This is a genomic window from Roseateles sp. GW821-FHT09G03 (assembly GCF_059416045.1).
This window is the reverse complement of the sequence record NZ_JBWKOK010000005.1, coordinates 408,296-433,363: the sequence shown is the minus strand read 5'-3', so window position 1 is coordinate 433,363 and position 25,068 is coordinate 408,296. Positions and strand designations below refer to the sequence as shown.

At 69.3% G+C, this 25,068-nt stretch carries 28 protein-coding genes and 1 other RNA gene; 13 read left to right on the top strand and 16 right to left on the bottom strand.

Annotated features, from left to right (window positions below):
• The first annotated feature begins 80 nt into the window (after positions 1-80).
• Entirely contained in the window at positions 81-497 is a 417-nt protein-coding gene (locus tag AC07OZ_RS20555) for a hypothetical protein (protein WP_495468938.1), read from the top strand.
• A 49-nt stretch (positions 498-546) separates the two neighbouring features.
• On the opposite strand, the gene AC07OZ_RS20550 is transcribed toward AC07OZ_RS20555, so the two are convergent.
• From AC07OZ_RS20550 to AC07OZ_RS20535, 4 genes are all read right to left on the bottom strand, one after another.
• Positions 547-1,491 (bottom strand): DMT family transporter, encoded by a 945-nt coding sequence (locus AC07OZ_RS20550; RefSeq protein WP_495468937.1) that lies wholly within the window; start codon positions 1,489-1,491, stop codon positions 547-549.
• 41 nt (positions 1,492-1,532) lie between these two features.
• The gene (locus AC07OZ_RS20545) at positions 1,533-3,155 is read right to left on the bottom strand and encodes an efflux transporter outer membrane subunit (protein WP_495468936.1); all 1,623 of its coding nucleotides are present in this window, start codon (positions 3,153-3,155) and stop codon (positions 1,533-1,535) included.
• Positions 3,156-3,225: 70 nt separating this feature from the next.
• Positions 3,226-4,875: a DHA2 family efflux MFS transporter permease subunit gene (locus tag AC07OZ_RS20540; protein ID WP_495468935.1), complete on the bottom strand. Its 1,650-nt coding sequence runs from the start codon at positions 4,873-4,875 to the stop codon at positions 3,226-3,228.
• Positions 4,872-6,077 (bottom strand): HlyD family secretion protein, encoded by a 1,206-nt coding sequence (locus AC07OZ_RS20535; protein ID WP_495468934.1) that lies wholly within the window; start codon positions 6,075-6,077, stop codon positions 4,872-4,874. The genes AC07OZ_RS20540 and AC07OZ_RS20535 overlap by 4 nt, the downstream gene beginning before the upstream one ends.
• A gap of 179 nt (positions 6,078-6,256) precedes the next feature.
• Here AC07OZ_RS20535 and AC07OZ_RS20530 point away from each other — a divergent pair, with 179 nt between their 5' ends.
• Complete coding sequence (locus AC07OZ_RS20530) at positions 6,257-6,760, top strand: winged helix-turn-helix transcriptional regulator (RefSeq protein ID WP_495468933.1); 504 nt, start codon at positions 6,257-6,259, stop codon at positions 6,758-6,760.
• 19 nt (positions 6,761-6,779) lie between these two features.
• Here AC07OZ_RS20530 and AC07OZ_RS20525 read toward each other — a convergent pair whose 3' ends face one another.
• From AC07OZ_RS20525 to AC07OZ_RS20510, 4 genes are all read right to left on the bottom strand, one after another.
• Positions 6,780-7,409 (bottom strand): LysE family translocator, encoded by a 630-nt coding sequence (locus AC07OZ_RS20525; RefSeq protein ID WP_495468932.1) that lies wholly within the window; start codon positions 7,407-7,409, stop codon positions 6,780-6,782.
• Positions 7,410-7,500: 91 nt separating this feature from the next.
• On the bottom strand, positions 7,501-8,307 hold the full coding sequence (locus tag AC07OZ_RS20520; protein WP_495468931.1) for an AraC family transcriptional regulator: 807 nt from the start codon (positions 8,305-8,307) through the stop codon (positions 7,501-7,503).
• A 52-nt stretch (positions 8,308-8,359) separates the two neighbouring features.
• Positions 8,360-8,782 (bottom strand): DUF1810 domain-containing protein, encoded by a 423-nt coding sequence (locus AC07OZ_RS20515; RefSeq protein ID WP_495468930.1) that lies wholly within the window; start codon positions 8,780-8,782, stop codon positions 8,360-8,362.
• Between the two features lie 29 nt (positions 8,783-8,811).
• The gene (locus AC07OZ_RS20510) at positions 8,812-9,219 is read right to left on the bottom strand and encodes a hypothetical protein (RefSeq protein WP_495468929.1); all 408 of its coding nucleotides are present in this window, start codon (positions 9,217-9,219) and stop codon (positions 8,812-8,814) included.
• Positions 9,220-9,275: 56 nt separating this feature from the next.
• Between AC07OZ_RS20510 and AC07OZ_RS20505 the strand changes: the two genes are divergently transcribed.
• A complete protein-coding gene (locus tag AC07OZ_RS20505) occupies positions 9,276-9,746 on the top strand; it encodes an SMI1/KNR4 family protein (RefSeq protein ID WP_495468928.1) in 471 nt (156 codons plus the stop codon).
• Between the two features lie 68 nt (positions 9,747-9,814).
• Here the strand turns inward: AC07OZ_RS20505 and ffs are convergent.
• Positions 9,815-9,912: signal recognition particle sRNA small type (ffs, locus tag AC07OZ_RS20500), an RNA gene on the bottom strand.
• A 293-nt stretch (positions 9,913-10,205) separates the two neighbouring features.
• On the opposite strand from ffs, the gene AC07OZ_RS20495 reads away from it, so the two are divergent.
• Together AC07OZ_RS20495 and AC07OZ_RS20490 are read left to right on the top strand one after the other, a co-directional pair.
• Entirely contained in the window at positions 10,206-10,628 is a 423-nt protein-coding gene (locus AC07OZ_RS20495) for a hypothetical protein (protein WP_495468927.1), read from the top strand.
• A 4-nt stretch (positions 10,629-10,632) separates the two neighbouring features.
• Positions 10,633-11,544 (top strand): alpha/beta hydrolase, encoded by a 912-nt coding sequence (locus AC07OZ_RS20490; protein ID WP_495468926.1) that lies wholly within the window; start codon positions 10,633-10,635, stop codon positions 11,542-11,544.
• Here the strand turns inward: AC07OZ_RS20490 and AC07OZ_RS20485 are convergent.
• On the bottom strand, positions 11,534-12,319 hold the full coding sequence (locus AC07OZ_RS20485) for a class I SAM-dependent methyltransferase (RefSeq protein WP_495468925.1): 786 nt from the start codon (positions 12,317-12,319) through the stop codon (positions 11,534-11,536). The genes AC07OZ_RS20490 and AC07OZ_RS20485 overlap by 11 nt on opposite strands.
• A gap of 95 nt (positions 12,320-12,414) precedes the next feature.
• Entirely contained in the window at positions 12,415-12,792 is a 378-nt protein-coding gene (locus AC07OZ_RS20480) for a SirB2 family protein (RefSeq protein ID WP_495468924.1), read from the bottom strand.
• A gap of 133 nt (positions 12,793-12,925) precedes the next feature.
• Here AC07OZ_RS20480 and AC07OZ_RS20475 point away from each other — a divergent pair, with 133 nt between their 5' ends.
• Positions 12,926-13,507, top strand: coding sequence for a hypothetical protein (locus AC07OZ_RS20475; RefSeq protein ID WP_495468923.1), 582 nt, complete (start codon positions 12,926-12,928; stop codon positions 13,505-13,507).
• Positions 13,508-13,517: 10 nt separating this feature from the next.
• The gene (locus AC07OZ_RS20470) at positions 13,518-13,886 is read left to right on the top strand and encodes a hypothetical protein (RefSeq protein WP_495468922.1); all 369 of its coding nucleotides are present in this window, start codon (positions 13,518-13,520) and stop codon (positions 13,884-13,886) included.
• A gap of 84 nt (positions 13,887-13,970) precedes the next feature.
• Here the strand turns inward: AC07OZ_RS20470 and AC07OZ_RS20465 are convergent, their stop codons facing one another.
• Positions 13,971-15,095: an AIR synthase-related protein gene (locus tag AC07OZ_RS20465; protein ID WP_331613085.1), complete on the bottom strand. Its 1,125-nt coding sequence runs from the start codon at positions 15,093-15,095 to the stop codon at positions 13,971-13,973.
• 119 nt (positions 15,096-15,214) lie between these two features.
• On the opposite strand from AC07OZ_RS20465, the gene dnaX reads away from it, so the two are divergent.
• The 4 genes from dnaX to AC07OZ_RS20445 all read left to right on the top strand — a co-directional run bounded on the left by dnaX (position 15,215) and on the right by AC07OZ_RS20445 (position 18,964).
• Entirely contained in the window at positions 15,215-17,431 is a 2,217-nt protein-coding gene (gene dnaX / locus AC07OZ_RS20460; protein ID WP_495468921.1) for a DNA polymerase III subunit gamma/tau, read from the top strand.
• Positions 17,432-17,570: 139 nt separating this feature from the next.
• The gene (locus AC07OZ_RS20455) at positions 17,571-17,897 is read left to right on the top strand and encodes a YbaB/EbfC family nucleoid-associated protein (RefSeq protein ID WP_495468920.1); all 327 of its coding nucleotides are present in this window, start codon (positions 17,571-17,573) and stop codon (positions 17,895-17,897) included.
• A 34-nt stretch (positions 17,898-17,931) separates the two neighbouring features.
• Positions 17,932-18,519, top strand: a complete 588-nt coding sequence (gene recR, locus AC07OZ_RS20450) for a recombination mediator RecR (RefSeq protein ID WP_495468919.1) — start codon at positions 17,932-17,934, stop codon at positions 18,517-18,519.
• A gap of 55 nt (positions 18,520-18,574) precedes the next feature.
• Positions 18,575-18,964 (top strand): MAPEG family protein, encoded by a 390-nt coding sequence (locus tag AC07OZ_RS20445; RefSeq protein WP_495468918.1) that lies wholly within the window; start codon positions 18,575-18,577, stop codon positions 18,962-18,964.
• Between the two features lie 68 nt (positions 18,965-19,032).
• Here AC07OZ_RS20445 and AC07OZ_RS20440 read toward each other — a convergent pair whose 3' ends face one another.
• The gene (locus AC07OZ_RS20440) at positions 19,033-20,799 is read right to left on the bottom strand and encodes a transglycosylase SLT domain-containing protein (RefSeq protein ID WP_495468917.1); all 1,767 of its coding nucleotides are present in this window, start codon (positions 20,797-20,799) and stop codon (positions 19,033-19,035) included.
• Positions 20,800-20,806: 7 nt separating this feature from the next.
• Positions 20,807-21,592 carry a hydroxyacylglutathione hydrolase gene (gene gloB / locus AC07OZ_RS20435; RefSeq protein ID WP_495468916.1) on the bottom strand — a complete coding sequence of 262 codons (786 nt, stop codon included), beginning with the start codon at positions 21,590-21,592 and terminating at the stop codon, positions 20,807-20,809.
• A 26-nt stretch (positions 21,593-21,618) separates the two neighbouring features.
• Here gloB and AC07OZ_RS20430 point away from each other — a divergent pair, with 26 nt between their 5' ends.
• On the top strand, positions 21,619-22,569 hold the full coding sequence (locus AC07OZ_RS20430) for a class I SAM-dependent methyltransferase (protein WP_495468915.1): 951 nt from the start codon (positions 21,619-21,621) through the stop codon (positions 22,567-22,569).
• An 83-nt stretch (positions 22,570-22,652) separates the two neighbouring features.
• Complete coding sequence (gene rnhA, locus AC07OZ_RS20425) at positions 22,653-23,141, top strand: ribonuclease HI (RefSeq protein WP_495468914.1); 489 nt, start codon at positions 22,653-22,655, stop codon at positions 23,139-23,141.
• A gap of 57 nt (positions 23,142-23,198) precedes the next feature.
• On the opposite strand, the gene AC07OZ_RS20420 is transcribed toward rnhA, so the two are convergent.
• The gene (locus AC07OZ_RS20420) at positions 23,199-23,891 is read right to left on the bottom strand and encodes a helix-turn-helix domain-containing protein (RefSeq protein ID WP_495468913.1); all 693 of its coding nucleotides are present in this window, start codon (positions 23,889-23,891) and stop codon (positions 23,199-23,201) included.
• On the bottom strand, positions 23,872-25,059 hold the full coding sequence (locus AC07OZ_RS20415; RefSeq protein ID WP_495468912.1) for an epoxide hydrolase family protein: 1,188 nt from the start codon (positions 25,057-25,059) through the stop codon (positions 23,872-23,874). The genes AC07OZ_RS20420 and AC07OZ_RS20415 overlap by 20 nt, the downstream gene beginning before the upstream one ends.
• Between the last annotated feature and the right edge of the window lie 9 nt (positions 25,060-25,068).

Here is a 25,068-nt window from a genome sequence, read left to right as displayed (position 1 = left end):
GCGATGCGACATGACGCGATGCGAACCGCGTGGCGGCCCCCGGCAAGACCTTTCAATCCACAGTTCCCAGGAGATCCACCATGAACCCACGTTCCAAGATCACCACCGCGGCAATGGCGATTGCGCTGGCTTCCGGCGTCGGCTTCCTTCATGCCCAGAGCGGCGGCCAGGGCGGCAGCTCCGGCTCCGTCGGCGCGCGCGATCAGACCAACGATCCGCTGTCCAACAACAACGACCAGACCAAGGCGCCGCCTGCGACGCCGGCCGCCAATCCGAGCACGGGCCAGCCCGCGACGACGAACGATTGGCAGAACAGCCAGCCGGCCACCAGCAGCCAGAACAATGGCAACAACCAGACGACCGAACAGCGTCAGGACCCGAACGTCCGCACGCAGACCGATCCGATGCCGATGAGCGCGCCGAGCGCCGGCTCCGAGTCGACGGATACCTCGACGAACACCGACAGCACGCTGCCGGCGCGCGCCGACCGCAACTGATCCCGCTGTCATCACTGACGAAGGCGGCCCTCGCGGCCGCCTTTGTTTTTCAGCGCGTCCGGCGCGCGAGCCACACGCCGACGGCGACCAGCGCCATGCCCGCCATGGCCAGGCCGGTCAGCGTCTCGCCGAACAGGGCCCAGGCGATGAGCGCCGTCGTCGGCGGCGTCAGGTAGAAGAGGCTCGCGACGTTCACTGCGCTGCCGCGTCGGATCAGCACGTTCAGCAGGCTGACCGCGCCCAGCGACAGCACCAGCACCAGCCACGCCAGCGCGAAGACGAACTGACCGGTCCAGTGCACCTGCATCGTCTCGGTCATCAGCGCGAGCGCGCCCGTGACCAACAGGCTCGGCACGAACTGGATGATCGAGCCGGTACGCAGATCGAAGGACGGGCAGAACTTCTTCTGGTAGAGCGTGCCGGCGGTAATGCCGATCAGCGCGACGACGGCGGGCAAAAGCATCGTGATCAGCGCGCCTGCAGGGACCGCGGCGATCTTCTGCGCGACGACGAGCCCGACGCCGAGGAAGCCCAGCGCCAGACCGAGCCACTGCATCGGGGCGATGCGTTCACCGAGGAAGGCGCGCGCGCCGAGCGCCGTGACCAGCGGCTGCAGGCCGACGACCAGCGCGGTGATGCCGGCCGGCAAGCCGTGGCCGATCGCGGTGAACACGCCGCCGAGGTAGACGCCGTGCACCAGCAGTCCGGTCACCGCGATGTGCCCGCACGCGGCCATCGAGCGCGGCCAGGGCGCGCGCAGCACCAGCACCACGGGCAGCATCAGCGCGATCACCGCGGCGTATCGCCACGAGAGGAAGGTCAGCGGCTCCGCGTCCGGAAGACCGAACTTCGCACCGATGAAGCCGGTGCTCCAGACGGCGACGAAGAGCAGCGGCAGCAGACCGCTCGCGCCCTGCGCTTGCGGCGCCGGCGCGGAACCGGTCGAGTCTGGCGGGGCGGAGGCGGTCGGCGGCGTGGCGGGCGGCGGGCTCATAGGGCCCCGATGCTAACGAGGCCCTTCCGCCGGGCGGGCGCCTAGCGCGCCATGCCCTTGGCGGCGGTGGGCGAAAGCAGCGCCGTCGTGGAGGAGGGTGGGACGGGCTGCGTCTCCGCGGGCTGGTCCTTGGACGTTCCCGACGGGACAACCGTCGCAGCGGAAGTCGGCGCCTCCCAGCCACCGCCAAAGGCCCGGAATGCCGACACCGCCGCGCGCGCATGGTTCGCGTCCAGTTGCGCGAGCTGGTCGCGCGCGCCGAGCAGAAGCCGGTCTTCCTGCAGCACCTCGATCAGGCTGGCGGCGCCGCCCTTGTAGGCGTCCTCGGCCGCATCGCGTGCGACCTGATGCGCCCGGACTTCCTGCGCGAGGTCGCCGCGTTGCTGCTCCAGCTCGGACAGCGTGACGATCGCGTTCTCGACATCTTCGGTCGCGCGCAGCATCCGCTGGCGCACCTGCGCGAGCGCCTCGGCCCGCGCGCCGCGCGCCTGCGCGACCTCGGCATCGACGCGGCCGAAGTCGAACAGCCGCCAGTGCAATCCGAGCAGCGCCTGCGGCTGGAACGCCGCCGAACTGAACAGCCCGCCGTGCAGGCTAGCCGCGCCGAGTACGCCGCCCAGCGTCAGGCGCGGGTAGTACTCGGCCGTCGCCACGCCGATGCGGGCCTGGCTGGCGTCGAGCTGGCGCTCGGCGGCGATCACGTCGGGACGGCGGCGCATCAGCGTCGCGGGCGTCAGGTCGCCGGGCAGCGACGGGACGCGATACGTCGACGAGCGCGACGATGCTTGCGAGTCCGCCTGCCAGGCCGGTGGCGGCAGCGACATCAGCTTCGCCGCATAGGTCCCGGCCTGCTCGCCCATCAGCACGTCGAGGCGATGCTGCTGCTGTGCGAGCTCGGTCCGCAGCGGCGGCAGTGTGCCGCGCGCCTGCAGTTGCAGCGCCTGCGCTTCCGCGACTTCGCGCTGCGCGGCGAGCCCGCCCTTGAAGCGGTCCTGGATCAGTTGCAGCAATTGCGACTGCGTGCGCAGGTGGGCCTCGGCGACTTCGATGCGGGCCTGCGCGCCGCGCACGCGGAAGTAGGCATCGGCAGCTTCGGCGGCGACCGTCACGCGAGCGCCCAGTCGCGCGGCCTCGGCCGCCTGCCATTCGGCGACGGCGGCGGTCTCTCCCTGGCGCAGGCCGCCGGCGAGATCGGCCTCCCAGCTCGCACCGACGCCGAGCGTCTGCAGCGTCTGACTGCGGTCGTACCCCGGGAAGCCATGGGCAAGCGAACCTTCGGGGCTCTTCAGCGACTGGCGCTGGCTCAGCAACTGCCCTTGCACCGCGCCCTGCGGCAGGCGCAGCGCGCCGGCGCCTTGCGCCGCGGCGCGCGCCTGGTCGACCCGTGCCAGCGCGATGGCGAGGTCGAGGTTCTGGTCGAGCGCGCGCTGCACGATGGCGGTCAGCGCCGGATCGTCGAAGTCCTGCCACCAACTGGCGAGCTTGGCCGGCGCGGCGCCGTTCTGGTGCTGCGCGATCAGGGACTGGCCGGCGAAGCGGTCGTCGAGCGCGCGGGGACTTTCGCCGGGCCCGGGCATCTGGGCGCAGGCGGCGAGGAAGGCCGCGAGCGCGAGCGGTGCGAGCCGGATCAGCGGACGGAGAGAAGTGGAATGCAGGAGCGTCATGGCGGGTCTCCTAGGAAATCGAAGGGGTTCGGAACGGGCGAGGGCGGTAGAGCGTCGCGATCGCTGCGCGTCAATGCGCATCGGCGGACGGCGCGGCCGGCGGCGCGATCTTGCGCAGCATGGGCACGAACACGAGCGCGACGATGAAGCAGCCCATCACGATCAGGAAGGCGTCGGAGAAGGTCATCGTCAGCGCCTCCCGGTAGGTCAGCGACCAGAGCTGGCGCAACGCGGCGGTGGCGGCGTCGCTGGCCGGCATGGACGCCGACAGCGACGAGCCCACCGAGGCCAGCAGCTGGGTCATGGACTCGTTGCTGGTGTTCAGATGCTCGGCCAGGCGTTGGAAATGCAGGTTGGTGCGGTCGTTGAGGATGGTCGCGCAGGCCGCGATGCCGATGGCGCCGCCGAGATTGCGCATCAGGTTGAACAGCCCCGACGCCAGCTTCAGCCGTGACGGCGGCAGCGCGCCGAGCGCCAGCGTCACCACCGGCGGCACGCTGAGCTGCTGGCCCATGCCGCGCAGCGCCTGCGGCAGCAGCAGCTGATGCGAGCCCCAGTCATGCGTGATCGGCGCGAACTCCCACATCGAGATCGCGAAGAGCGAGAGCCCGGCGAAGAGGATCCAGCGCAGGTCGAAGCGGCTGGCGAGGAAGGCGTACAGCGGGATCGACATCACCTGGAACACCCCGGTCGAGAACACGGCCAGGCCGATGTCGAGCGCGCCGTAGCCGCGCACGCGGCCGAGGAACAGCGGCGTCAGGTAGATGGTCGCGAAGATGCCGATGCCGGTGATGAACGAGAACAGGCTGCCCAGCGCGAAGTTGCGGTCCTTGAGCGCGCGCAGGTCGACGATGGGATGCGCGTGCGTCAGGCTGCGGGCGATGAAGGCGATGCCCGTCACGCCGGCGATCCACGCGGTGGCCACGATGGTCGAGTCGCTGAACCAGTTCCAGCGCGGGCCTTCCTCGAGCGTGTATTCCAGGCAGCCGAGGAACACCGCGAGCAGCACCATCGACAGGTAGTCGGCGCCCTTCATCATGGCGAGGTTGGGCTTGTCGACGCGCACCATCAGCGGCACGACGACGGTGACCACGAGGCCCGGCAGCAGGTTGATGTAGAAGAGCCACTGCCACGACAGGACGTCGGTGATGTAGCCGCCGACGACGGGGCCGAGGGTCGGCGCGAGCGAGGCGATCGCGCCGATCGTGGAGGCGGCGATCACGCGCTGCTTCCCGCTGAAGTACAGGAAGGCCGTGGTGAAGACCATCGGGATCATCGAGCCGCCGAGGAAGCCCTGCAGCGCGCGGAACGCGATCATGCTCTGGATGTTCCAGGCCAGGCCGCACAGCAGGCTGGCGATGGTGAAGCCGAGCGCCGAGGCGGCGAAGAGCCAGCGCGTGGACATCACGCTCGCGAGCCAGCCCGACAGCGGGATCACGATGATCTCGGCGATCAGGTAGCTGGTCTGCACCCAGGTGGTGTCGTCCGCGCCGGCCGAGAGACCGCCGCCGATGTCGCGCAGCGAGGCCGACACGATCTGGATGTCCAGCAGCGCGATGAACATGCCGACGCACATGGTGGCGAAGGCCAGCACCTTGTCGCGCGTGCTGAGCTGCTCGATGGGGATGACGATGTCGGACCAGAAGGGCGGGCGCTTGCGCGGCGGTGGGAGCGCCCCGGCGTCCGCCGTGGCAGGGAGCGCGGGGAGGGCGGTGCTCATTGCACGCTCGCCGTGGTCGTTGCCGAGCCAGCGGCCGTTCCCGCTGCCGTTCCCGTTGCCGTCTTGGCGGCGTCCTTGGTTCCGGCGCCGGCGTGGTTCGTATCGACCTCGACCACGACGGACAGGCCCGGACGCAGCCGGCCGAGGCGCTCATCGGCGGGGTCGAGCTGGATGCGCACCGGCACGCGCTGGACGATCTTGGTGAAGTTGCCGGTGGCGTTCTCGGCGGGCAGCACGCTGAACTGCGCGCCGGTCGCCGGCGCGAGGCTGCCGAGCGTGCCGTGCAGCACGACGCCGGGCCAGGCGTCGGCGCGGATGTTCACCGGCTGGCCGGTGGTCATGCGCGCGAGCTGGTCTTCCTTGAAGTTCGCGTCGACCCACAGGCCCTGCGCGGGGACCACCGACAGCAGCGGCGTGCCGACGCCGACGTAGGTGCCGAGCCGCGCCTTGCGGTTGCCGATGTAGCCGTCGCGCGGCGCGCGCAGCTCGGTGTAGCCCAGGTTGAGCTGGGCGATGTCGCGTTCGGCGCGCGCCTGGTCGAGCGCAGCCTGTGCCTGGCGTTTCTGCGTGGCGATGACGTCGAGCTGGCGCTCCGCCGCCAGCTGCTCGGCGCGGGCGCGTGCGGAGCCGGCTTGCGCGGTCTTGAAGTTCGCTTCGGCGCGCTGGCTGCTCTCGACCGACACGGCCGCGCGGCCGACCAGGTCCTTGTAGCGCGCGAAGTCGTCGCGGGCGCGCTGTTCCTCGGCCGAGGCGGCGTCGATGCCGGCACGGGCCCTGGCGATCACGGCCTGCTGCAGCGCCGCGGAGGCGCCCAGATTGGCGATGGCCGCTTCCTGCGCCTCGACTGCGCCGATGGCGCGCTGCAGCGCGGCCTGGTAATCGCGGCTGTCGATGCGGGCGAGCAGGTCGCCGGCGCGCACGAGCTGGTTGTCGGTGACCGGCAGCTCGGTGATGTAGCCGGTGACCTTCGCGCCGATCACGGTCACGTCGCCGCCGACGTAGGCGTCGTCGGTCTCTTCATGGAAGCGGCCGACCGTCCACCAGTGCGCGCCGTACGCGGCGACCCCGAGCACGACGGCCGTCAGCACGGCCCATTTCAGCGAGGCGCGCCCGAGGGATCGACGCGGCGGCATCGCGGCGGGCGCGATGGAGGCGGCGGTCGCGGGGGCTGCGGGGGAAGCGGAAGGCGTGGAAGCGGTCATGGGAAGGACTCCGGCATCGAAGGCCCGCCGGCTGGCGAGCGATGGAGCGGACTATAGGAATGTCACTTGCATCATGGAAGTCACTAGGTGCGGAATGCACTGTTGCGGATTCGTCAACTAACTTTCATGATGAAAGTCAGTGAGAATCGCCGGACCGCCGACCTGACAAGGAGATCCCGATGCGTCGCACGAGCTTCGAAGACATGGCCTGCCCCGTGGCGCGGGCGACGGACATGCTGGGCGACAGCTGGAGCGTGCTGATCCTGCGCGAGGTGTTCTATGGCCACCACCGTTTCGACGAATTCGCGACGGAACTGGGCATCGCGTCCAACACGCTGACGCGCCGGCTGGCGGAACTGGTGGAGCGGGAGCTGCTCGAGAAGCGGCTCTACAGCGACAAGCCGCCGCGCTACGAGTACGTGCTGACGCCCAAGGGCCGCGACCTGCGCCCGGTGATGCTGGCGTTGCTGACCTGGGGCAACACGCACGCACCGCTGAAGAACAAGCCGGTGCGCCTGATCGACACGGAGACCGGCGAGCCGGTGGAACTCAAGCTGATCGACGCCCGCACCGGCAAGGCGATCGGGCCGCAGCACAAGGTGGAGCGGCGGTCGGGAATGCCGAAGAAGGTGGAGCTGTTCGACTTCGACGGCGTGGTGCCGGTGGCGGATGCGGCCGACTGAGGCCGGACGGGCCTGAACCTCAGCGCTGGACCAGCGCGAGCTTCACGCCCAGCCCCACGAAGGCCGCCGCGAAGCCGCGGCGCATCCAGCGCAACACCGGTGGGCGCGTGAGTACGCGCTCGCGCATCGCGGCGGCGAAGACGCCGTAGACCGCGAACACGGCGAAGGTCATCGCCATGAAGACGAGGGAGAGCTCGAGCATCAACGGCGTCGGGTGCGGCTCGTCGCGGGCGATGAACTGCGGCAGGAAGGCGAGGAAGAAGATCGACAGCTTCGGGTTGAGGAGATTCACGAGGGCCGCGTGGGTCACGACCTCGCGCGCGGAGCGCGGCGGGCCGTCGGCGTCCACGGCGAGCGGTCCGCTGTCCTTCAGCGACATCCAGGCCATGTAGAGCAGGTAGACGACGCCGACGTATTTCACCGCGTCGAAGGCGACGGCGCTGGCGTGCAGCAGCGCGGCCAGGCCGGTGATCGCGGCCAGCATGTGCGGGACGATGCCGATCGTGCAGCCGAGGGCGGCCTGAAGCGATGCCCGCGCGCCGCCCGACAGGCCGGCGGCGAGGGTGACCAGCGCGCCGGTGCCGGGCGAGGCGACGACGATCAGCGAGGTGATCAGGAACTCGGGATTCGAGAGCGAGGAGAAGGGCACGACGGACCTCGGCGCGGTGAAAGCGGGGAGGTCATCGTCGAGGCGCACCGACGGCGCGTCTTGGACGAAATTGCAGGCGAGCTCGGCCGACTCAACGAAGCGCGGCGGCGTAGGCGCCCGGCGCGATGCCGAAGCAGCGCACGAAGTGGCGGGTCAGATGGCTCTGGTCGAAGAAGCCGCTGGCGGCGGCGACCTCGGCGAGCGGCGTGCCGAGCGCGATCAGCCGGCGCGCCTGCTGCAGGCGGCGCTGCACGAGATAGGCGTGCGGCGGAAGTCCGGTCGCACGCGTGAAGCCGCGCAGGAACTGGAATCGGCTCAGGCCGGCTTCGCGCGCGAGGTCCGCGAGGCTGATCGGCGCGGTGAGGTCGTCGTCGAGGCGCGAGCGCGCGATCGTGATGCCTGCTGGGATCGCGGGAAGGGCGACGACGCGTGGCTGGAGCAGCGACTGCAGCAGCAGGAGCAGCGTGCCGTCGACCTGAAGCGTGTCGGTGGTGTCCGGCGGCGTGGCCGCCATCGCGCGGAAGAGCGCTTCGAAGCGACCGGCGATGCGATCGTCGTGCAGTGTGGGGAGGTGGAACTCGACGTCACCGGCGTGGCCGCCCTCGGCGATGTCGGCGACGAGATTGCCGACCAAGTCAGGCGAGAGGTACAGCATCCGCCAGGCCCGGCCGTGATCTCCGAGCGGCAGGCCGTCATGGACTTCGCCCGGGTTAACCGTGATGACGTCACCCGCGACGGACTGGACCATGCCGCGACCGCTGGCGGTCTTCTGCGCGCCTCGATCGATGCGGCCGATGCCGAATTCATCGTGGATGTGGCGCGGGAAGGCCTTCGCGCTGTCGGCGCTGACGATGTCGACGCCGGGGAGCGGGCAGGGGAGGCGGGTGAAGGCGGGCATGGCGAGGCGCGGAGGATGCCGCGACTCTAGCAACCCTGGCACGCTCGCCCGGTCAGGCGAGCAGATCCAGCGTGCGCTGATCCGGCTGACCGCCGAAGTAGCGATCGAGCGCTTCGATGAACACGGCCTCGTCGCCCGACGCCTTCGCGAAGAGCGTCAGCGAAGAGCGGAACTTCATCGCGTCCACGGCACCCAGGATCTGCTCGGCGGTCTTGTTGCGGTGGGTGTTCATCTGCGCCACGCATTCGCGCAAGCGCGGGCCGAGGATCTCGTGACCGAGATAGGCGATCGCTTCGTCGAGTGACTGGATCCCGTAGAACTGCGCCGTGCTGCTCACGCCCAGCCCGCGGAGCTGAGGGAAGAAATACCACATCCAATGACTGAGCTTGCGGCCGCGTTTCAGTTCGGCGAGGACGTCGGCGACCTGTGGGGCCTGTGCGTCGAGAAAACGCTGGAAGTCGTACGCGTCGGGCATGGGGCAAAGGGTGTTGTCAACGGGTCGCCTCACCAGGGCCGAAGCACGATCTTCGTGTGTCGATCAAGGGCGGAGACATAGGCGATCGCCGCGCGCTCGACGTCATTGGCATCGGCCAGCAATTCGGCGAGCGGTGCGAACACATCGGCGACAACCCCCGCAAGGACGTAGCGGGGGCGCTCGTCCTCGGTGGCTTCGCCGAAAACGGCATCTTGGCGCGGGCCGCCGACAATCGGGAGGTCGGGCGCCATGTGACTTCGCATGGCCGCATCCATCTTCTTGATCGGCCAGAACACGCGCCCTTCGACGACCTGGCTCGGCATATCCCAGAAAGGCATGACCATCGAATTCAAGTCGAGGTCAAATGCATGGACGCAGACCAGATCGCCGGTGTCCGTCTCGAACTGAACGGGCAGCAAAGTCAGATCGACTCCCAATTTCATCTCCTGTGGCCAGGCCGATTGTGATGTGCCCCGATCAGTTTCTTCTCTTGATGCAAGCGCTTGAGCATTCAGGCGCGATCGATCGGTCCGTTGTCAGAGGATGCAGCGAGGTCGAGATCTCCGCCCTGGAGGACAAGTACGGCGTTCGATTGCCGCAATCGTATCGGGCCTTCCTGTCGATGATGGGCCACGACTGCGGTGGGCTGTTTGATCACGATCACGTGGAGGTCGACTATCGCGTCGCGCTTGATCGGACCGAAGCTTGGCGGAAGGACACGTCCCGCAAGTTCGTCCTTCCCGAAGATGCCGTTGTCGTGTTGGACCGGATGGGCGACTACCACCAGTACATTCGATGCAATCAGCCCTTCGACTCGCCTGTTTGGGGCATTTGCGTCTGGGACAACGAGCCGGTCCAGTGCTGCGGGTCCGTTCTCCACTGGCTATCGGCCTGGGGAGAAGAGGCGGAGAGTTCGAAGGCCTCGATCAAGACCATGCAGCGCCGGCGTGGCTTCCCGTACTGAGGGGGGCGAGGCTCGCATGAGCGCCACAAACGAAAAAACCGCCTCCCGGCGGTTTTCACTTGAATGAGGTTGACGAGCCTTACCCTCGGCACTGGTCACAACGGTTAGGGCTGCTTGGTTCCCCATCTGACCCGGTTGGCCGCGCTTCCATGCGAGGAGGCCCGTCACCTCGCATTCTATCCGAGCTTTCGAGGGGCTCCGGCCGAGCCGCCCTCGACAGCGCCCTCGCGCGCGCCTCGCCGTGCGACCCGCGTCCGAACAACGCCGCCCCGCCGTCGACTCAAGCCCAGAGCCTGTGGTTAAATCCGTTCCGGACCTCGCGGGCGCCAGCCCTCCAGTGCCATCGCCGATTTACCAACTACTTGCGGGCGATCAACAAATGCGGCTAAAGCGTTGCGGCTCCGACTGCCCCCGGGCCGGCAAACGCCGGTGATCTCTGTGGGCTCTCGGAGTTTTTTCATGTCCGCTCGTCTGGCCCAGTTCGACTCGCTGCTGTCCCGCCGCCGCGCCGCTCGCACCACCACCCCCGCGCCCGCCCAGCCCCCGCGCACGCTGCGCGATCCCTGGGGCGAACCGGTCGCCGAGTTCTCCCGCTTCCCGTCCGACCTCGAGCTGCTCAAGGCCGCGTTCCGCCTCCAGGCCGACGACTGGATCGGCCCGCTCGCCGACGACGGCCAGTCCCATCGTCTGAACGCCGCCTGGCGTCTGGCGCTGCTGCGCGCCGATCGCCACGGCCGCGCCCGCTTCTCGCGTGAGGTCGGTCCGCAATGGCTCAGCGCGCCGCGCGTCGCAAGACCCGGCGACCGGCCCGCCGCCCTGCGCCGCGAGCTCCACGCCGCCGCCGTCCACCAACTCTGGCTGGCCGGCTGGAAGCTGGTCTGAACGCATGACGATGAGACGGCTGGCGCGGATCCTCCTCGTGATCGTCGCGCTCGCCGTCCTCGGGGCTGGGGCGCTCTGGCTCGCCGGACGTGAGCTCGCCGCGCCGGCCTTCCGCGCGATCGGCGCGCCGCCGCCGGTGTTGCAGGCGCGTCAGATCCAGCTGGTCACGTCTTCCGACGTGCTCGTGTCGGGCTGGTGGAGCGCCGGTCGTCCCGGCCTCGGCACCGTCCTGCTGCTGCACGGCGTGCGCGGCGATCGCCGCCAGATGCTGCAACGCGCTCAACTGCTCCACCGCCAGGGACGCGGTGCGCTGCTGATCGACTTGCCCGGTCATGGGGAGAGCGGCGGCACCGCCATCACCTTCGGCTGGCGCGAGTCCGAAGCCGTCGTCGCCGCGCTCGAGTTCCTCGCGAAGGAGGCGCCCTGTGAGCGGCGTGCCGTCATCGGCGTCTCGCTGGGCGCCGCATCGACCGTGCTCGCGCGCGGCCGGCCGCGGATCGACGCCGCGGTGCTGGAGTCGATGTACCCGACGATCGAGGAGGCGGTCTCCGACCGGCTCAAGCTGCATCTCGGCGAATGGGCCGGCGGCCTGTCGCCGCTGCTGCTGTCGCAGTTGCCGCTCCAGCTCGGCATCACCGCGCAGCAATTGCGCCCGATCGATCACATCGCGGAACTGCATGCGCCGCTGCTGGTGATCTCGGGCAGCAACGACCGCCACACGCCCGCGGCGGAGACGCAGCGGCTCTTCGCCGTCGCCGCCGAGCCCAAGTCCTTGTGGATGGTCCCGGGCGCTGCCCATGTGGACCTGTTCGACTTCGCGCCCGAGGACTACACGAGGCGCGTCTCCGCGTTCCTCGCAAGCCGTCTGGAGAGTCCCACCTGCATCCCCGACGTGGCGGCCGCGTTCACGCCGTGACGAGCCGTTCCGCGAGCCACGCCTCGGTGGCGTAGGGGAAGGCGATCGTCGGCTCGCGCAGTTCGGCGTAGCGCTCCTTCAAGGCGCGCAGCCGATCGGCGACGAGGGCCTGCTCCGCCGCCGGCAGCGCCGCGATGAAACTCACCGACAGGATGCGGTCGAGCACGACCTGCTCGAACGTTCCCACATGGCTGTGCGGCAGCACCGTCCGCTGCAGCGGGCCGAAGAGCGACTGTCCCTCGAAAGGCTGCTTCCACGTGCCCTTGTAGAAGCGCGGCGCGTCGCCCTCGTAGGGGGTGACGATCCCGGTGATCTCGGCGACCCAGTCGCGCGACTCGTCCCGCACGTTCCAGATCAGGCCCAGACGGCCGCCCGGGCGCAGCACGCGATGCATCTCGCGCAGCGCCTGCTCGTTCGCGAACCAGTGGAAGGCCTGCGCGCAGACGAGCACATCAGCGTCGCCGTCCGCCAGCGGGATCGCCTCCGCAGTGCCCGCGAGCGCCCGCACGCCGGGCAGGCTCTCCGACAGCCGTGCACGCATCGCGTCGACCGGCTCGACCGCCGTCACCGTCGCGCCGGTGCGCGCCAGCAGCTTCGTGAACTTGCCGGTGCCCGCGCCGAGATCGATCACCCGCGTGCCCGCTTGAACGCCGAGTGCCCCGCCCAGCCAGCCGGTCAGGGCCTCGGGGTACTCGGGGCGGCCGCGCTGGTAGTTGTCGGAGGCGCTGGTGTAGCCGCGCTGGGCGGCGTCGTGGATGGGGGTGTTCGAAGGCATCGGACGATCCTACGCCCGGTGCGGCGCAGGCGCGTCAAGCCCGCGTCATCGGCCAGGCCCCATCGGCCAGGCCCTGAACGCCTGTCGACGTCCACTCAAAGCCCGAGCAAGACCTGACGCGTCACCGACACGGCCATCACATACGCCAGCGCCACCAGCGCCAGCACGTAGCCGAGGATGCGGAACTCCCCGCGCCCGAAGGCCCAATGTCCGGTCGCGAAGTAGATCCCCAGCGCGATGAACTTCGCCGTCATCCAGGGCTCGTAGCGCGGGTCGTGGTGCAGCGCGCCCCACAGGCTGAGGCCCGACACGACGATCAGCACGTGGCTGCTGAACACCAGCGTGCGCAGCCGCTCGTCCGTCACCCACACGGCGCCGAACTGATGCGCCAACCCGCGGACCAGGAACAGCCCGATGCTGCACCACGCCAGCAGCGCATGCATCTTGACCATCGGGCTGTAGAACCAGTCCATGACCGGGGAGCTTCGTCATCCGGCGGGGGGATGTCAACCTGGGGAACGAGGGGCAGGACGCGCGGCGCGGGACATCCGACTTCCCTCGGAAGAGGGCCCCCTCCGCATCCCCCGTCGGCCACAACTTTGAGTCATGGCAGAACGCGCTTCCATTTCGAAAATGAGCGCATTGCATCGACGTGGGTCGGTGAAGGAAAGGCAAGCAGCGATGTTGCAGCAAGTTGAAATCTTGGAAGCGCCACAGATGGCGACGCTGGAGTCGCACGCCACCGGTCGTGCTCGACCCGTGTGGGTGCACAGCAAGTCCCAGGCGCCGTATCTCTTCCGTCCGTGGATGAACCCCTGTGTGCCCGGCGAATGGCCGTATGACCTCCAGGCCTTGCGTGGCACAGAAGACTACGAAGACATCATCGACTGGTTCGCTCGCAAGCATCCGCATCTGCAGCGCGAGGACTTCGATACCGTCGACCGTGAGCTCGTTCGGTGCGCAGGGAGCCGGGAGATCAGTGTCGAGGTGGGCAGGGATCCAGAGGAGTGCAACCTGCACCTGATGTTCAGGTTCTTTGGCTACCCGCCGGTCTCTGGCTATCCCTACGCGGAAGTTGAGGCATTCGAAGCCCTGCATACGACGGTGCCGGCAATCGACCGGCTGTGGAGGGTGGTGCTGGTCAGCACTCGGCCCGGTCGCTTCGAAGATCGCCGTCTGGTGACGTGAGGACGGAGCCATGACAGCATTCGATCCAGACGAAGTCCTCGCTGTCGCGCAGCACTTGTTGACGCGATGTGACGAAGCCAGCAACCGAAGTGCGGTATCGCGAGCCTATTACGGTGTGTTCTTGAGGGCGCGCGATATGGCGAACATTTCCGATCGACATCCCAGGGTCCATCAGTGGACCCAGGAGTACTACGAGCGCGAAGGGGAGAAAGCGCTCGGTAAGAACTTGCGGCTGCTGCGGGAGAGCAGGAACAATGTCGATTACTCGACAGATCGTCATGTGAGCCAGAAGGACATCGATGACGCGATGAAGCGGTCTCGCCAGATCCGCGCCCAGCTTCAGGTGATTGCTGGCCGCAAGCAGTACTGTGGCGGGTGAAGGCGCCTTGACTTGCCAAGGATCGGGGCTGAGAAACAACAAAGGGCGCCGCAGCGCCCTTCATTCCTTCAGACCTGACCCCGCTCAGCGCAGTTGCAGATCGTCATCCCCGAAACGGATGTCCAGCGGCTCGATCAGCAACTGCTTCTCGCCGTCCTCGACGCGGCCCGCGTCCCATGCATCGATGCCGCAGGCCTTGGCGATCTCCACCACCTTCGCTGCCTGGTCCGCCTTCACGAAGATCGCGAAACCGGCGCCCATGTTCAGCGTCGAGTAGGCCTCGCGGTCGTCCTGCTGCGCGTGGTCCTGGATGAACTTCAGCACCGGCGTCACCGGCGGCACCGTGTGGATGCGGTAGGTGAACTTGCCCGGGTGCCGCAGCAGCTTGCGCCAGCCGTGGCCCGTGATGTTGGCGCAGTAGTGCGGCGTGATGCCGGCCTTGTAGAGCGCCTCGGTCACGGGCGAGTACAGCGCCGTCGGCGCCAGCAGCGCGTCGCCGTAGGTCAGGCCCGGTTGCACCTCGGTCAGGTAGCCCTGGGGCAGGCGTTCCGTCAGCTTGCGCGCCAGGCTCAGGCCGTTGGCGTGGATGCCCGACGAGGCCAGCAGCACGATCGCGTCGCCCGCGCCCAGCTTGTCGCCGACCGACAGACGTTCCTTCGGATTGATCAGGCCGGTGCAGGACGCGGCCAGGTCGATGCGGCCGCCTTCGACAATGCCCGCCAGCGCCGGCGTCTCGCCGCCGCCCCAGGCGACCTGGCAGACGTCGCAGGCCTTCTTCCAGCCCGCCACCAGCGCCTGCGCGCGCTGCGCGTCGCCGAACCAGTCCGAACCGCCCGCGGCCCAGTAGGCCTGCACCACCAGCGGCGTCGCGCCGACGGTGATCAGGTCGTTCACCGCCATCGCGATGGTGTCCTGCGCGATGCCGTCGTAGTAGCTCTTGCCGGTCAGCGTGGCCATCTCGTCGGCCACCAGCGTCTTGGTGCCCAGGCACTCGACGATGGACGCGATGTAGAACGGACCCACGTCGACGACGTACGCCGACTCGCCGCGCGACGCCTTCACCTCGGTGAAGCCGTGGGCGCTCAGGTGGCCGGCGGTCGCGGCCGCGGCGCGCTGGGCGCTGATCTTCAGCGGGTCGATCAGGTCGTAGTTGACGCCGGCCTGTTCGTAGCTCAGCGTGCCGGAGGAGGGATCGTGCGGGGTGCTCATGGGCGCGGATTATCCGTCAGCGCTGACGGACTCCCGGAAGGCCTCTCCTGACAAACCCGGACGTCATCCCCCTGCGACCCGTCCGGGAGCACGGAGCCGCCCCCGTAGAATCCCCCGCCATGAGTTACCAGGTCCTCGCACGCAAGTACCGCTCCCGCACGTTCGAGGAGCTGATGGGTCAGGAACACGTCGTGCAGGCCCTGGCCAACGCGCTGACGCAGCAGCGCCTGCACCACGCCTACCTGTTCACCGGCACCCGGGGTGTCGGCAAGACCTCGGTGTCGCGCATCCTGGCCAAGTCGCTGAACTGCGTCGGTCCGGACGGCACCGGCGGCATCACCGCCCAGCCCTGCAACGTCTGCGACGCCTGCCGCGACATCGACGCCGGCCGCTTCGTCGACTACGTCGAGCTGGACGCCGCTTCCAACCGCGGCGTGGAGGAGATCTCCCAGCTGCTGGACCAGGCCGTCTACAAGCCGGTCATCGGGCGCTTCAAGGTCTACATGATCGACGAAGTGCACATGCTCTCGAACACCGCCTTCAACGCGATGCTGAAGACGCTGGAGGAGCCGCCTGAGTACCTGAAGTTCGTGCTGGCGACCACCGATCCGCAGAAGGTCCCGGTGACGGTGCTGTCGCGCTGCCTGCAGTTCAACCTGCGCCCGATGGCGCCGCAGACGGTGCTGGAGCACCTGACGCGCGTGCTCTCCAACGAAAGTGTCCCGAACGAGCCCGGCGCGCTGCGCCTGCTGGCGCGCGCGGCGCGCGGCTCGATGCGCGACGCGCTGTCGCTCACCGACCAGGCGATCGCCTTCGGCTCGGGCGAGCTCAAGGAAGCCGGCGTGCGCCAGATGCTGGGCAGCGTCGATCGCGGCCACGTGCTGGGCATCCTGAACGCCTTGATCGCGGGCGATGGCGCCTCGCTGGTCGGTGCCTCGGACCGGCTGCGCGACATGGGCCTGTCGGCGGGCGGCACCTTGGAAGATCTCGCGGTGGCGCTGCAACATCTGGCGGTCGCGCAGGCGGCGCCGGGCGCGCTCGACGCGGGCGATCCCGACCTCGCCGAGCTGCTGCCGCTGGCCGGCCAGTTGCCGGCCGACGAGGTCCAGCTGATGTACAGCATGGCGCTGCACGGACGGCAGGAGCTGCCGCTGGCGCCGGACGAGTACGCCGGGCTGACGATGGTCCTGCTGCGCATGATGGCGTTCCGGCCGAACGGGCAGGGCGCGCGTCAGCCGTCGGTGCCGGAAGGCGCCGCGCGCTCGGCCCCGGCTCCCGCGGTGAGTGCCGCGCCGGTGGCTCGCCCGCAGCCCGCGTCTGCGGCGCAGGCTCCCGCGCCAATGCCGGCCGCGCCGGCGCCTGCCGTGCCGCGTGTCGCCGAGGCGGCCGCGCCAGAACCCGAACCTGAGCCTGCGGAAGCGCCCGAAGCGGCGTCGACGCTTGCAGCGCCCGCGATGGCGTCATCCGATGCGTCGCCGGCGATCGTCGAATCCGCTGCTGATCCGGAACCTGTGCCCGAGCCAGTCCCGGCGCGGGCGTCAGCGCCTGCTCCCGTCGTGGCCGCTGAGCCGCCCCGTGCGCCGTCTCCGCCGGTAGAGGCGCCTGCGCCGCGTGCCCCGGCACCGTCCGGCCCGCTGCGCGCCGCTCAGGCAGGCGCGCCCGCAACCCGCTTCAGCGAACGTCTGCGCCCGCGCGCGGGGCCACCGCCTGCGGCGAAGGTCGAGTCCGACGCCGAGGAGCCCGAGGACCTGTCCCCGCCGCACGACGACAACGGCCCGCCGCCCTGGATGGACGTGCCGCCGCCGTCGGACGAGGAGGCGTCCGTCGGCATGTCGATGCCCGACCTGGACGATCCGAGCCCTGTGGCCGGCGAGTCCGGCAATGGTGGCAGTGCCGGCGGCGGCATCTATGTCTCGACCGCCATCGAGGAAGTCGAACTGGTGCCGACCGCGCTGGGCGAGCGCTGGTACGCCGTCGTGCCGCAGCTGGGCCTGAACGCGCTGGCGCGCGAGCTGGCGTTGCAGGCCGAATGCCTGGAGATCGACGAGAGCGCCGAGCCCCAGCGCTGGCGCTTCCGCGTCGAGCGCGAATCGCTGCGCCAGCCCGGTTTGCTGGAGAAGCTCCAGTCGGTGCTCGCGACCTTCGTGGGCAAGCCGGTGCGGGTCGACATCGAGGCGGGCCGCGCCTCCGATTCACCCGCGCTGCGCGACACGCAGGCGACGCGCGCCCGGCAGCGGCAGGCCGAGTCCATCATCCTGGAAGATCCGGAAGTCCAGCAGCTGCTCGCGCAGTTCAAGACGGCGCGGATCCTGCCGGGATCGATCAAGCCGGTCTGACGATCGGGTCCGGCAGTCCTGCGGCGCCAGCGCAGGCGCGCGCCGTGGGCGACAATCCCGTCCATCGCATCGACCTCCGGGTCATCACCGGGTCGGCCTCGAGCCGCCCCATTGAATCTCTGAACAAGGAATCACGATCATGATGAAGGGTCAACTCGCAGGCCTGATGAAGCAGGCGCAGGCGATGCAGGACAACCTGAAGAAGGCGCAGGACGAGCTCGGCAACATCGAGGTCGAAGGCCAGTCCGGCGCCGGCCTGGTGAAGGTCACGATGACCTGCAAGCACGACGTCAAGCGCGTCGCCATCGACCCCAGCCTGCTGGCCGATGACAAGGACATGCTGGAGGACCTCGTCGCCGCCGCGTTCAACGACGCCGTGCGCCGCGCCGAGCAGGTCAGCTCCGAGAAGATGGCCAAGCTGAGCGCCGGCATGCCGCTGCCCCCGGGCATGAAGTTCCCGTTCTGATCGCCGTTCTGATCATCGATCGGATCGGACTGCGGTGACCGCGCTCGACCAACTGATCGAGGCCCTGCGGCGCCTGCCCGGCGTGGGCCAGAAGTCGGCCCAGCGCATGGCCTACCACCTGCTGCAGCATGACCGCGCCGGTGTCGACGCGCTGGCGCGCGCGTTGCAGGACGCGGCCAGCAAGGTGCGCCATTGCGAGCGATGCCACACCTTCAGCGAAGCGCCGCTGTGTTCGATCTGCTCGGACCGGCACCGCGATGCGCGGCTGCTGTGCGTGGTCGAGTCGCCGGCCGACCAGGCCGCGATGGAGCGCACGGCGTCCTACTTCGGCTACTACTTCGTGCTGCAGGGCCGGATCAGTCCGCTGGACGGCGTGTCGACGCGCGAGATCGGCGTCGACCAGTTGCTGGAGCGGGCGGCGGACGGGCAGGTGGAGGAGGTGATCCTCGCCACCAGCTTCACCGCCGAAGGCGAGGCGACGGCGCACGTGCTGGCCGAGGCGCTGCGCGCGCGCGGCCTGCGCAGCACGCGGCTCGCGCGCGGCGTGCCGGTGGGCAGCGAGCTGGAATACGTCGACCTCGGCACCATCGCGCATGCGCTGGTGGATCGTCGGTCGACCTGATCCGTCGACTCCCGTCGACCTCCGATTGCGATCTGACGAGAAGCGGGAGTCCGCCATGACCATCGCCAACTACTGCCTGATCGTCGCCTGCCTGATGCCGGTGCTGTGCGCCGCGCTGGCGAAGTCGAGAGGCTTCGGCAAACGCCGCCGCGACGGCGGTTTCGACAACCACGACCCGCGCGGCTGGCTGACGCGGCAGAGCGGTTGGCAGGCGCGCGCCAATGCGGCGCAGGCCAACAGCTTCGAATCGCTGCCGCTGTTCATCGCAGGCGTGCTGGCCGCGCAGCAGATGCAGCATGCGCAGTCGCACATCGATCTGCTGGCCATCGCCTTCGTCGTCACACGGGTCGTGTACGTCGTGCTCTACATCGCGGATCAGCCGAGCTTGCGCAGCCTCGCGTGGGCCGTCGGCACGGCGCTGTCGGTCGCCTTGTTCTTCGGCTGAATTCGGCGCTCCAAACAAAACGGCCGCTCATCGAGCGGCCGTTGTCGTTCCAAGTGAAGGGAGCGCGGTCAGCGCAGTGCGGTCTTCGTCGCCACCGTGCGGCCGCCCTTGCCATCGCTGGCGGCGACCTTGGCGCTGCGGGTCTTCGTGCTGCCCTTGGCCGGTTTGTTGGCTGCGCTCGACGCGACCTTGGTGACCTTTGCCGACTTCGCGGCCTTGCCTGCGGAAGCCGAGGACTTCGACGTCGCGGCGACCGGTTCCGCCGCGGCCAGCTGCTGGCCTTCACGCACATACGCGACGACCTGCTGACCCGGCTTGAACGTCGCCTTCGTGCTCACACGGTTCCACTGCGCCAGCTGCGTCGTGCCCAGGCGGTAGCGGCGCGCGACGCTCGCCACCGTGTCGCCCTTGTTCGCCTTCAGCGTGACGCGGCGCATCGGCGGCACGTCGGGCGCGAAGCCGATGCGGGCGTTGTCGGCCAGATGCTCGGACACGTCCTGGTCGCGCGACGCCGTGCGCGGCACCAGCAGCGTCGAGCCCTTGGTCACCAGCATCCGCGCCGGGATGCGGTTGATCTCGCGCAGGCCGGTCTCGCTCATGCCGACCTGCTTGGCGGCGTCGACCGGCTTCATCGTCTTGGGCACGACCCACGCCGTCCACGAGGCCAGCGGGCCGCGATGCTTCTCGAGGTTGGCGACGAAGGTGCTGGCGTTGTCGTAGGGCAGCAGCAGCTGGCCGCTGCTGGCCGCCAGGATCACCGGCTTGTTCATCGACGGGTTGAACTGGCGGAAGGTCTCTTCGTCCAGCTCGGCCAGTTGCGCGGCGCGCGTGACGTCCATGTCGCGGTCGATGTTGACCGACAGGAAGTACGGGTGGTTCGCCACCGCCGGCAGCTGGATGCCGTAGGCCTCCGGGCGCATCAGGATGTTCTTCACCGCCTGCAGCTTGGGCAGGTAGTAGCGCGTCTCGTCAGGCATGCGCAGGCTGTCGTAGTCGATCGGCAGGCCGGCCTTCTGGTTGCGCGCGACCGCCTTGCTGACGTTGCCCTGGCCCCAGTTGTAGGCGGCCAGCGCGAGCTGCCAGTCGCCGTCGAACAGCTTGTTCAGGCGCTGCAGGTAGTCCAGCGCCGCCTTGGTCGAGGCCAGCACGTCGCGGCGGTCGTCACGGAAGATGTTCTGCTTCAGGTCGAAGTCGCGGCCCGTGGCGGGCATGAACTGCCACATGCCGACGGCCTTCGCGCTGGACTGCGCGTCGTTGCGGAACGCGCTCTCGACGAAGGGCAGCAGCGCCAGCTCCATCGGCATGCCGCGCTTCTGGACTTCCTCGACCACGTGATAGAGGTACAGGCTGCCGCGGCCGGTCATGCGCGCGACGTAGTCGGGCCGGCTGCTGTACCAGTCCTCGGCCTTGCGGACCAGGTCGTTGTCGAGCTCGGGCATCGCCATGCCGGCGCGCATCCGTGCCCACAGGTCGACATGCGTCTTCGGCGCGTCGAGGTCGACCTTCTCGCCGGGGTTCAGGTTGTCCTCGAGCAGGACGTCCAGCTTCTCTTCCGGGGCCGTGGCGACGCGCGCCACCGGCGTGGCCGGTGAGGGCACGGCCGACGCGGCGGACTCGACCGCCTGCACCGTCTGCTGCGCGACCGCCTGGGCTTCTTCGTTGTCGGCCCGCGGCGCGTTCGTCGCGCAGGCGGCCAGCACCAGCGGCAGCAGCGCGGCGATCAGCGTCAGCGCGGGGCGTTTCGTGGCGGCGGGGGAGGGGGAGACAGCATCCGCGCCGGTCGCGGCGCGGTGGGAACAGGAGAACGTGCGGGGCAGGGTCAGGTGGCTATGCATCGGAGGCTCAGCGAAATTCGTTCTTCCATTGACGCAGCCCGGCCAGGACCGAGACCGGCTGCGACGTGACGCCCGGATCGCGGTGCTGGGCCGCCTCGCGGACGTCGGCGACCTCGCAGCGCAGGAAGGGGTTGATCTGGAGCTCCACGGCGATGGTGGAGGGCAGGGTGGGCAGCGACTGCTCGCGCCGGGCCAGACACCAGGCCTCGTGACGCGCGACCGCCTCGTTCCGGGGCTCGACTGTGCGAGCAAAACGCAGATTCGACAAGGTGTACTCGTGCGCACAGCAGACGCGGGTTTCCCCGGGGAGGGCCGCGAGTTTGGACAGCGAGTCGTGCATCTGCGCGGGCGTGCCTTCGAAGAGGCGGCCGCAGCCGGCGGAGAACAGCGTGTCGCCGCAGAACAGGATCGGCGCGCCGCCGTCGGTGGGCTGCTTCAACACGAAAGCGATGTGACCGGCGGTGTGGCCGGGGACGTCGAGCACGTCCACGACCTGGCCGAGGACCTCGAAGCGGTCGCCTTCGCTCAAGCGTTCGACGGGCACCGGCATGGTTTCACCAGCTGGGCCCCAGACTCTTGCGCCTTCGGCCAGCAAGGGCATCAATTCGCGCAGGCCGCCGACGTGATCGGCATGGTGATGGGTCACTAGAATGCCTTGCAGGTCCAGTCCCAGCGAGCGCAGCGCCTCCTTCACCGGCGCGGCGTCGCCCGGGTCGACCACGAGCGCCGACCGGCCGTCATGCAGCAGCCAGAGATAGTTGTCTGTGAAGGCGGGAACGGCGACCAGGTTCATGCAGGCAAGGGGATCAGGTCCCAGCGATGAAGACTCCGGGCCAGGACGACGACAGCGACGAGAAGTCGCCGATTGTAGAGGCGCACTTCCGGCCGGACACGGCCGCGGCGGAGTTCGCGCACTGGCTGCGCACGCCTGCCGGGCGCTACCTGCTCGCATGGGAACAGCGCTTCATCGACGCGGCCGTGATCGACTGGTTCGGGTATCACGCGCTGCAGCTCGGCTTCCCGCAACTGCAGGGGCTGCGGACCAACCGCATGAGCAACCGATGGCTGGCGCTGAACCACCGACCCTTCGAGGACGGCGTCGCCGGCCCGCCGCAGCGGTCGATGAGCGCGCATCCGCTGGAGTACCAGCCCGAGCCCCAGGCCGAGTGCGCCCCGGGCCTGAACGGCGCGGGCCGCGCGGCGGTCTATTGCGAGTTCGACGCGTTGCCGTTCGAGTCCAACAGCCTGGACCTGGTGCTGCTTCCGCACACGCTGGAGCAGGCGGCCGATCCGCACCGTTGCCTGCGCGAGGTCGAGCGCGTGCTGCGTCCCGAGGGCCGCGTCGTCATCCTCGGCATGAACCCGGCCAGCCTGTGGGCGGTGAGGCAGAATCTCGCCCGCGTCAACGGCCGCATGCTGGGCCGCCCGCCGCGGCTCTACCTGCCCGAGGAGCGCGAGTACCTCGGCTACTGGCGCTTGCGGGACTGGCTGCGGCTGCTGTCGTTCGAGGTCGAGCGCGCGCAGTTCGGCTGCTACCGGCCGCCGTTGCTGAGCGATGCCTGGCTGGCGCGCTGGCAGTGGATCGAGAAGCCTGGCGGCAAGTGGTGGACGGTGCTCGGCGCGCTGTACGGCGTCATCGCGGTCAAGCGCGTGCACGGCATGCGGCTGATCGGCATGGCGCGCGGCAAGAAGCGCGCCGCCAAGACCGCGCCGGCGGTTGCGGCGGTCCATCATCACCATCATCATCGCGACGATGCCGAGGTCGATTGACATCGACCCGATGCCGACCGGACGCCGACGCGCCTGTTTCTTTTCGACCGTTCCTTTCCGACCCGTTCCTCTCCGACCTGTTCATGACCGATACCGACTCCTCTGCTTCCCCTGCACCTGCCGCGCCGAAGATCGCCAAGCCGCCCGTCGTCATCTACACCGACGGCGCCTGCAAGGGCAATCCGGGCCCGGGCGGCTGGGGCGCGTGGCTCAAGAGCGGCGACCACGAGAAGGAGCTCTTCGGCGGCGAACGCAACACGACGAACAACCGCATGGAGCTGACGGCGGTGATAGAGGCGCTGAGCTCGCTCAAGCGCAGCTGCAACATCGTGATCTACACGGACAGCGAGTACGTGCGCAAGGGCATGACCGAGTGGATCTCGGGCTGGCAGCGCCGCGGCTGGAAGACGGCCGACGGCAAACCGGTGAAGAACGCCGACCTGTGGCAGCGCCTGGATGCGCTGCGCAAGCTGCACACGGTGGACTGGCGCTGGGTCAAGGGCCACGCCGGCGATCCGGGGAATGAGCGCGCGGACGCGCTGGCGAACAAGGGTGTGACGGTCGCGAAATAGACCGCTCGCGCTCAAGCTCGATCGCGACCGTCGAGCATCAACGCTTGAAGCTCGCGTTCAGGGCGCTGCCGGTGATAGCCCCTGCGCGATCTCCCGCGGCGTCCGTCCGAGCAGGCGCTTCAGCGAGTGGCTCATGTGCGCCTGATCGGAGAACCCGAGCTCGGCGGCGACCTGGGAGGCGGTGATCCCCTGGCGCAGCAACTCAGCGGCCTGATGGGCCCGGGCGATCTGCTGCAGCGTCTTGAGGCCGAGCCCCGCGACCTCCGCGAAGTGCCGCTGGATGCTGCGCTCGTCGAGCCGCTGCCGCGCGCCCTGCATCGCCCGCAGGACGACCGGGTCCCGCTCCAGCACGCCCTGGCGCGCCAGCGCCGTCACGAGCTGTTCGGCGTTGTCGAAGCGGGGGATCTCGAAGCGCTCTTCACCGATGTGGAAACGGCCCTGCCGATCCACCGGGCAGACCACGCCGCGGCCGACCATCAGCCGGCCCGGCAGGCGCGGCATGTAGACATCGGTCTTGAAGGCGATGCTCAGGATCTCGTCGCCCGCGCGGTTGGCCATCGTGAGCGGCGCCGAGATCTGGCCGGTCTGGACCACGGTCACCGGACCGTCGCCGCGGCGCACGAACAGCAGGTCCCAGGAGCCGTCGGGGAGCGCCGTCTCCTGGCTGTCCGCGAGATGGCGGACGCGGCGGATCTTCGCCACCAGGGGCGAGTCCGCCGGACGTTCCTCTTCAGCGATCGGTCCTTCCATCCAGACCCTCTCGGGGTGTTCGGGACGCCGGATCCCGCAGCGCGCCGAAGAATCGACGCAGGTCGTCGACGACGAGCTGCGGATCCGTTTCATTGGCGAAATGGCCGCCGTGCGGCATCTCGGTCCACTGTAGCAGCCGGGTATGCGAACGCGCCGCGAAGCTGCGGACCGAGCGGAAGTCGTCGGGGAAGACGGCCACGGCCGTCGGCGTGTGGTTGGGCAGGTCGCGATAACCGGCGCCGCTGGCGGCATTGGCGAAGTACATCTCGGCCGCCTGCCCGCCGGTGCCCGTGAACCAGTAGAGCGACAGGTGCGTGAGGAAACGGTCGCGGTCGACCTCGGCGACGCGTTCCCCTTCGAAGCCGAAGAACAGCTCGGCGTTCCAGGCCAGCAGCGCCGCCGGCGAGTCCACCAGGCCGAAGGCGAGGGTGCCGGGCCGCTTCGACTGGATGTCGACGTACCCGGCGTATTTACGGAAGTAGTCCAGGCGCTCGAAGCCCGCCATCTCGAACGGGGTCAGGCCTTGCATCTCGTCGGGGGCGCCGGTGGGGAACGCGAAGATCTGCTGGACGTGCACGCCGGCCAGGCCCGCCGGCGCGAGGATGCCCAGCTCGCGCGCGACCAGGGCACCTCCGTCGCCCCCTTGCGCGCCGTAGCGCTCGTAGCCCAGGCGCTTCATCAGCGTGTCCCAGGCCGCCGCGGTGCGGGCCGCGTCCCAGCCCGCGGCCGCCAGCGGCGACGACAGGCCCATGCCCGGCACCGAGGGGATGACCAGGTCGAAGGCGGGCGCGTCGCCGCGACCGTGGCCACGCGGATCCGTCAGCGGGCCGATGAGGTCCAGGTACTCCGCCGGGCTGCTCGGCCAGCCGTGCGTCAGGATCAGCGGGAAGGCCTCCGCTTCCGGCGACTTCACGTGGATGAAGTGGATGGTCTGGCCGTCGATCTCGGTCGTGAACTGCGGCAGCGTGTTCAGACGGGTTTCCTGGGCGCGCCAGTCGAAGCCGTCGCGCCAGTAGTCGGCCAGCTCGCGCACGAGCGACACGGCCTGGCCGTGGCTGAAATCGCGCACGACCGGCTGCGGCCAGCGCGTGGCGGCGAGGCGCGTGCGCAGGTCGTCGATCTGCGACTGGGGGATTTCGATCCGGAACGGGTGGATGGCGGTGTTCATGAGGGCTCC

Coding starts and splice junctions, on each gene's coding strand:
- AC07OZ_RS20555 (WP_495468938.1), top strand. CDS start 81: ATGAACCCACGTTCCAAGATCACCACCGCGGCAATGGCGATTGCGCTG.
- AC07OZ_RS20550 (WP_495468937.1), bottom strand. CDS start 1,491: ATGAGCCCGCCGCCCGCCACGCCGCCGACCGCCTCCGCCCCGCCAGAC.
- AC07OZ_RS20545 (WP_495468936.1), bottom strand. CDS start 3,155: ATGACGCTCCTGCATTCCACTTCTCTCCGTCCGCTGATCCGGCTCGCA.
- AC07OZ_RS20540 (WP_495468935.1), bottom strand. CDS start 4,875: ATGAGCACCGCCCTCCCCGCGCTCCCTGCCACGGCGGACGCCGGGGCG.
- AC07OZ_RS20535 (WP_495468934.1), bottom strand. CDS start 6,077: ATGACCGCTTCCACGCCTTCCGCTTCCCCCGCAGCCCCCGCGACCGCC.
- AC07OZ_RS20530 (WP_495468933.1), top strand. CDS start 6,257: ATGCGTCGCACGAGCTTCGAAGACATGGCCTGCCCCGTGGCGCGGGCG.
- AC07OZ_RS20520 (WP_495468931.1), bottom strand. CDS start 8,307: ATGCCCGCCTTCACCCGCCTCCCCTGCCCGCTCCCCGGCGTCGACATC.
- AC07OZ_RS20515 (WP_495468930.1), bottom strand. CDS start 8,782: ATGCCCGACGCGTACGACTTCCAGCGTTTTCTCGACGCACAGGCCCCA.
- AC07OZ_RS20505 (WP_495468928.1), top strand. CDS start 9,276: ATGCAAGCGCTTGAGCATTCAGGCGCGATCGATCGGTCCGTTGTCAGA.
- AC07OZ_RS20495 (WP_495468927.1), top strand. CDS start 10,206: ATGTCCGCTCGTCTGGCCCAGTTCGACTCGCTGCTGTCCCGCCGCCGC.
- AC07OZ_RS20490 (WP_495468926.1), top strand. CDS start 10,633: ATGACGATGAGACGGCTGGCGCGGATCCTCCTCGTGATCGTCGCGCTC.
- AC07OZ_RS20485 (WP_495468925.1), bottom strand. CDS start 12,319: ATGCCTTCGAACACCCCCATCCACGACGCCGCCCAGCGCGGCTACACC.
- AC07OZ_RS20480 (WP_495468924.1), bottom strand. CDS start 12,792: ATGGACTGGTTCTACAGCCCGATGGTCAAGATGCATGCGCTGCTGGCG.
- AC07OZ_RS20475 (WP_495468923.1), top strand. CDS start 12,926: ATGGCAGAACGCGCTTCCATTTCGAAAATGAGCGCATTGCATCGACGT.
- AC07OZ_RS20470 (WP_495468922.1), top strand. CDS start 13,518: ATGACAGCATTCGATCCAGACGAAGTCCTCGCTGTCGCGCAGCACTTG.
- AC07OZ_RS20465 (WP_331613085.1), bottom strand. CDS start 15,095: ATGAGCACCCCGCACGATCCCTCCTCCGGCACGCTGAGCTACGAACAG.
- dnaX (WP_495468921.1), top strand. CDS start 15,215: ATGAGTTACCAGGTCCTCGCACGCAAGTACCGCTCCCGCACGTTCGAG.
- AC07OZ_RS20455 (WP_495468920.1), top strand. CDS start 17,571: ATGATGAAGGGTCAACTCGCAGGCCTGATGAAGCAGGCGCAGGCGATG.
- AC07OZ_RS20445 (WP_495468918.1), top strand. CDS start 18,575: ATGACCATCGCCAACTACTGCCTGATCGTCGCCTGCCTGATGCCGGTG.
- AC07OZ_RS20440 (WP_495468917.1), bottom strand. CDS start 20,799: ATGCATAGCCACCTGACCCTGCCCCGCACGTTCTCCTGTTCCCACCGC.
- gloB (WP_495468916.1), bottom strand. CDS start 21,592: ATGAACCTGGTCGCCGTTCCCGCCTTCACAGACAACTATCTCTGGCTG.
- AC07OZ_RS20430 (WP_495468915.1), top strand. CDS start 21,619: ATGAAGACTCCGGGCCAGGACGACGACAGCGACGAGAAGTCGCCGATT.
- rnhA (WP_495468914.1), top strand. CDS start 22,653: ATGACCGATACCGACTCCTCTGCTTCCCCTGCACCTGCCGCGCCGAAG.
- AC07OZ_RS20420 (WP_495468913.1), bottom strand. CDS start 23,891: ATGGAAGGACCGATCGCTGAAGAGGAACGTCCGGCGGACTCGCCCCTG.
- AC07OZ_RS20415 (WP_495468912.1), bottom strand. CDS start 25,059: ATGAACACCGCCATCCACCCGTTCCGGATCGAAATCCCCCAGTCGCAG.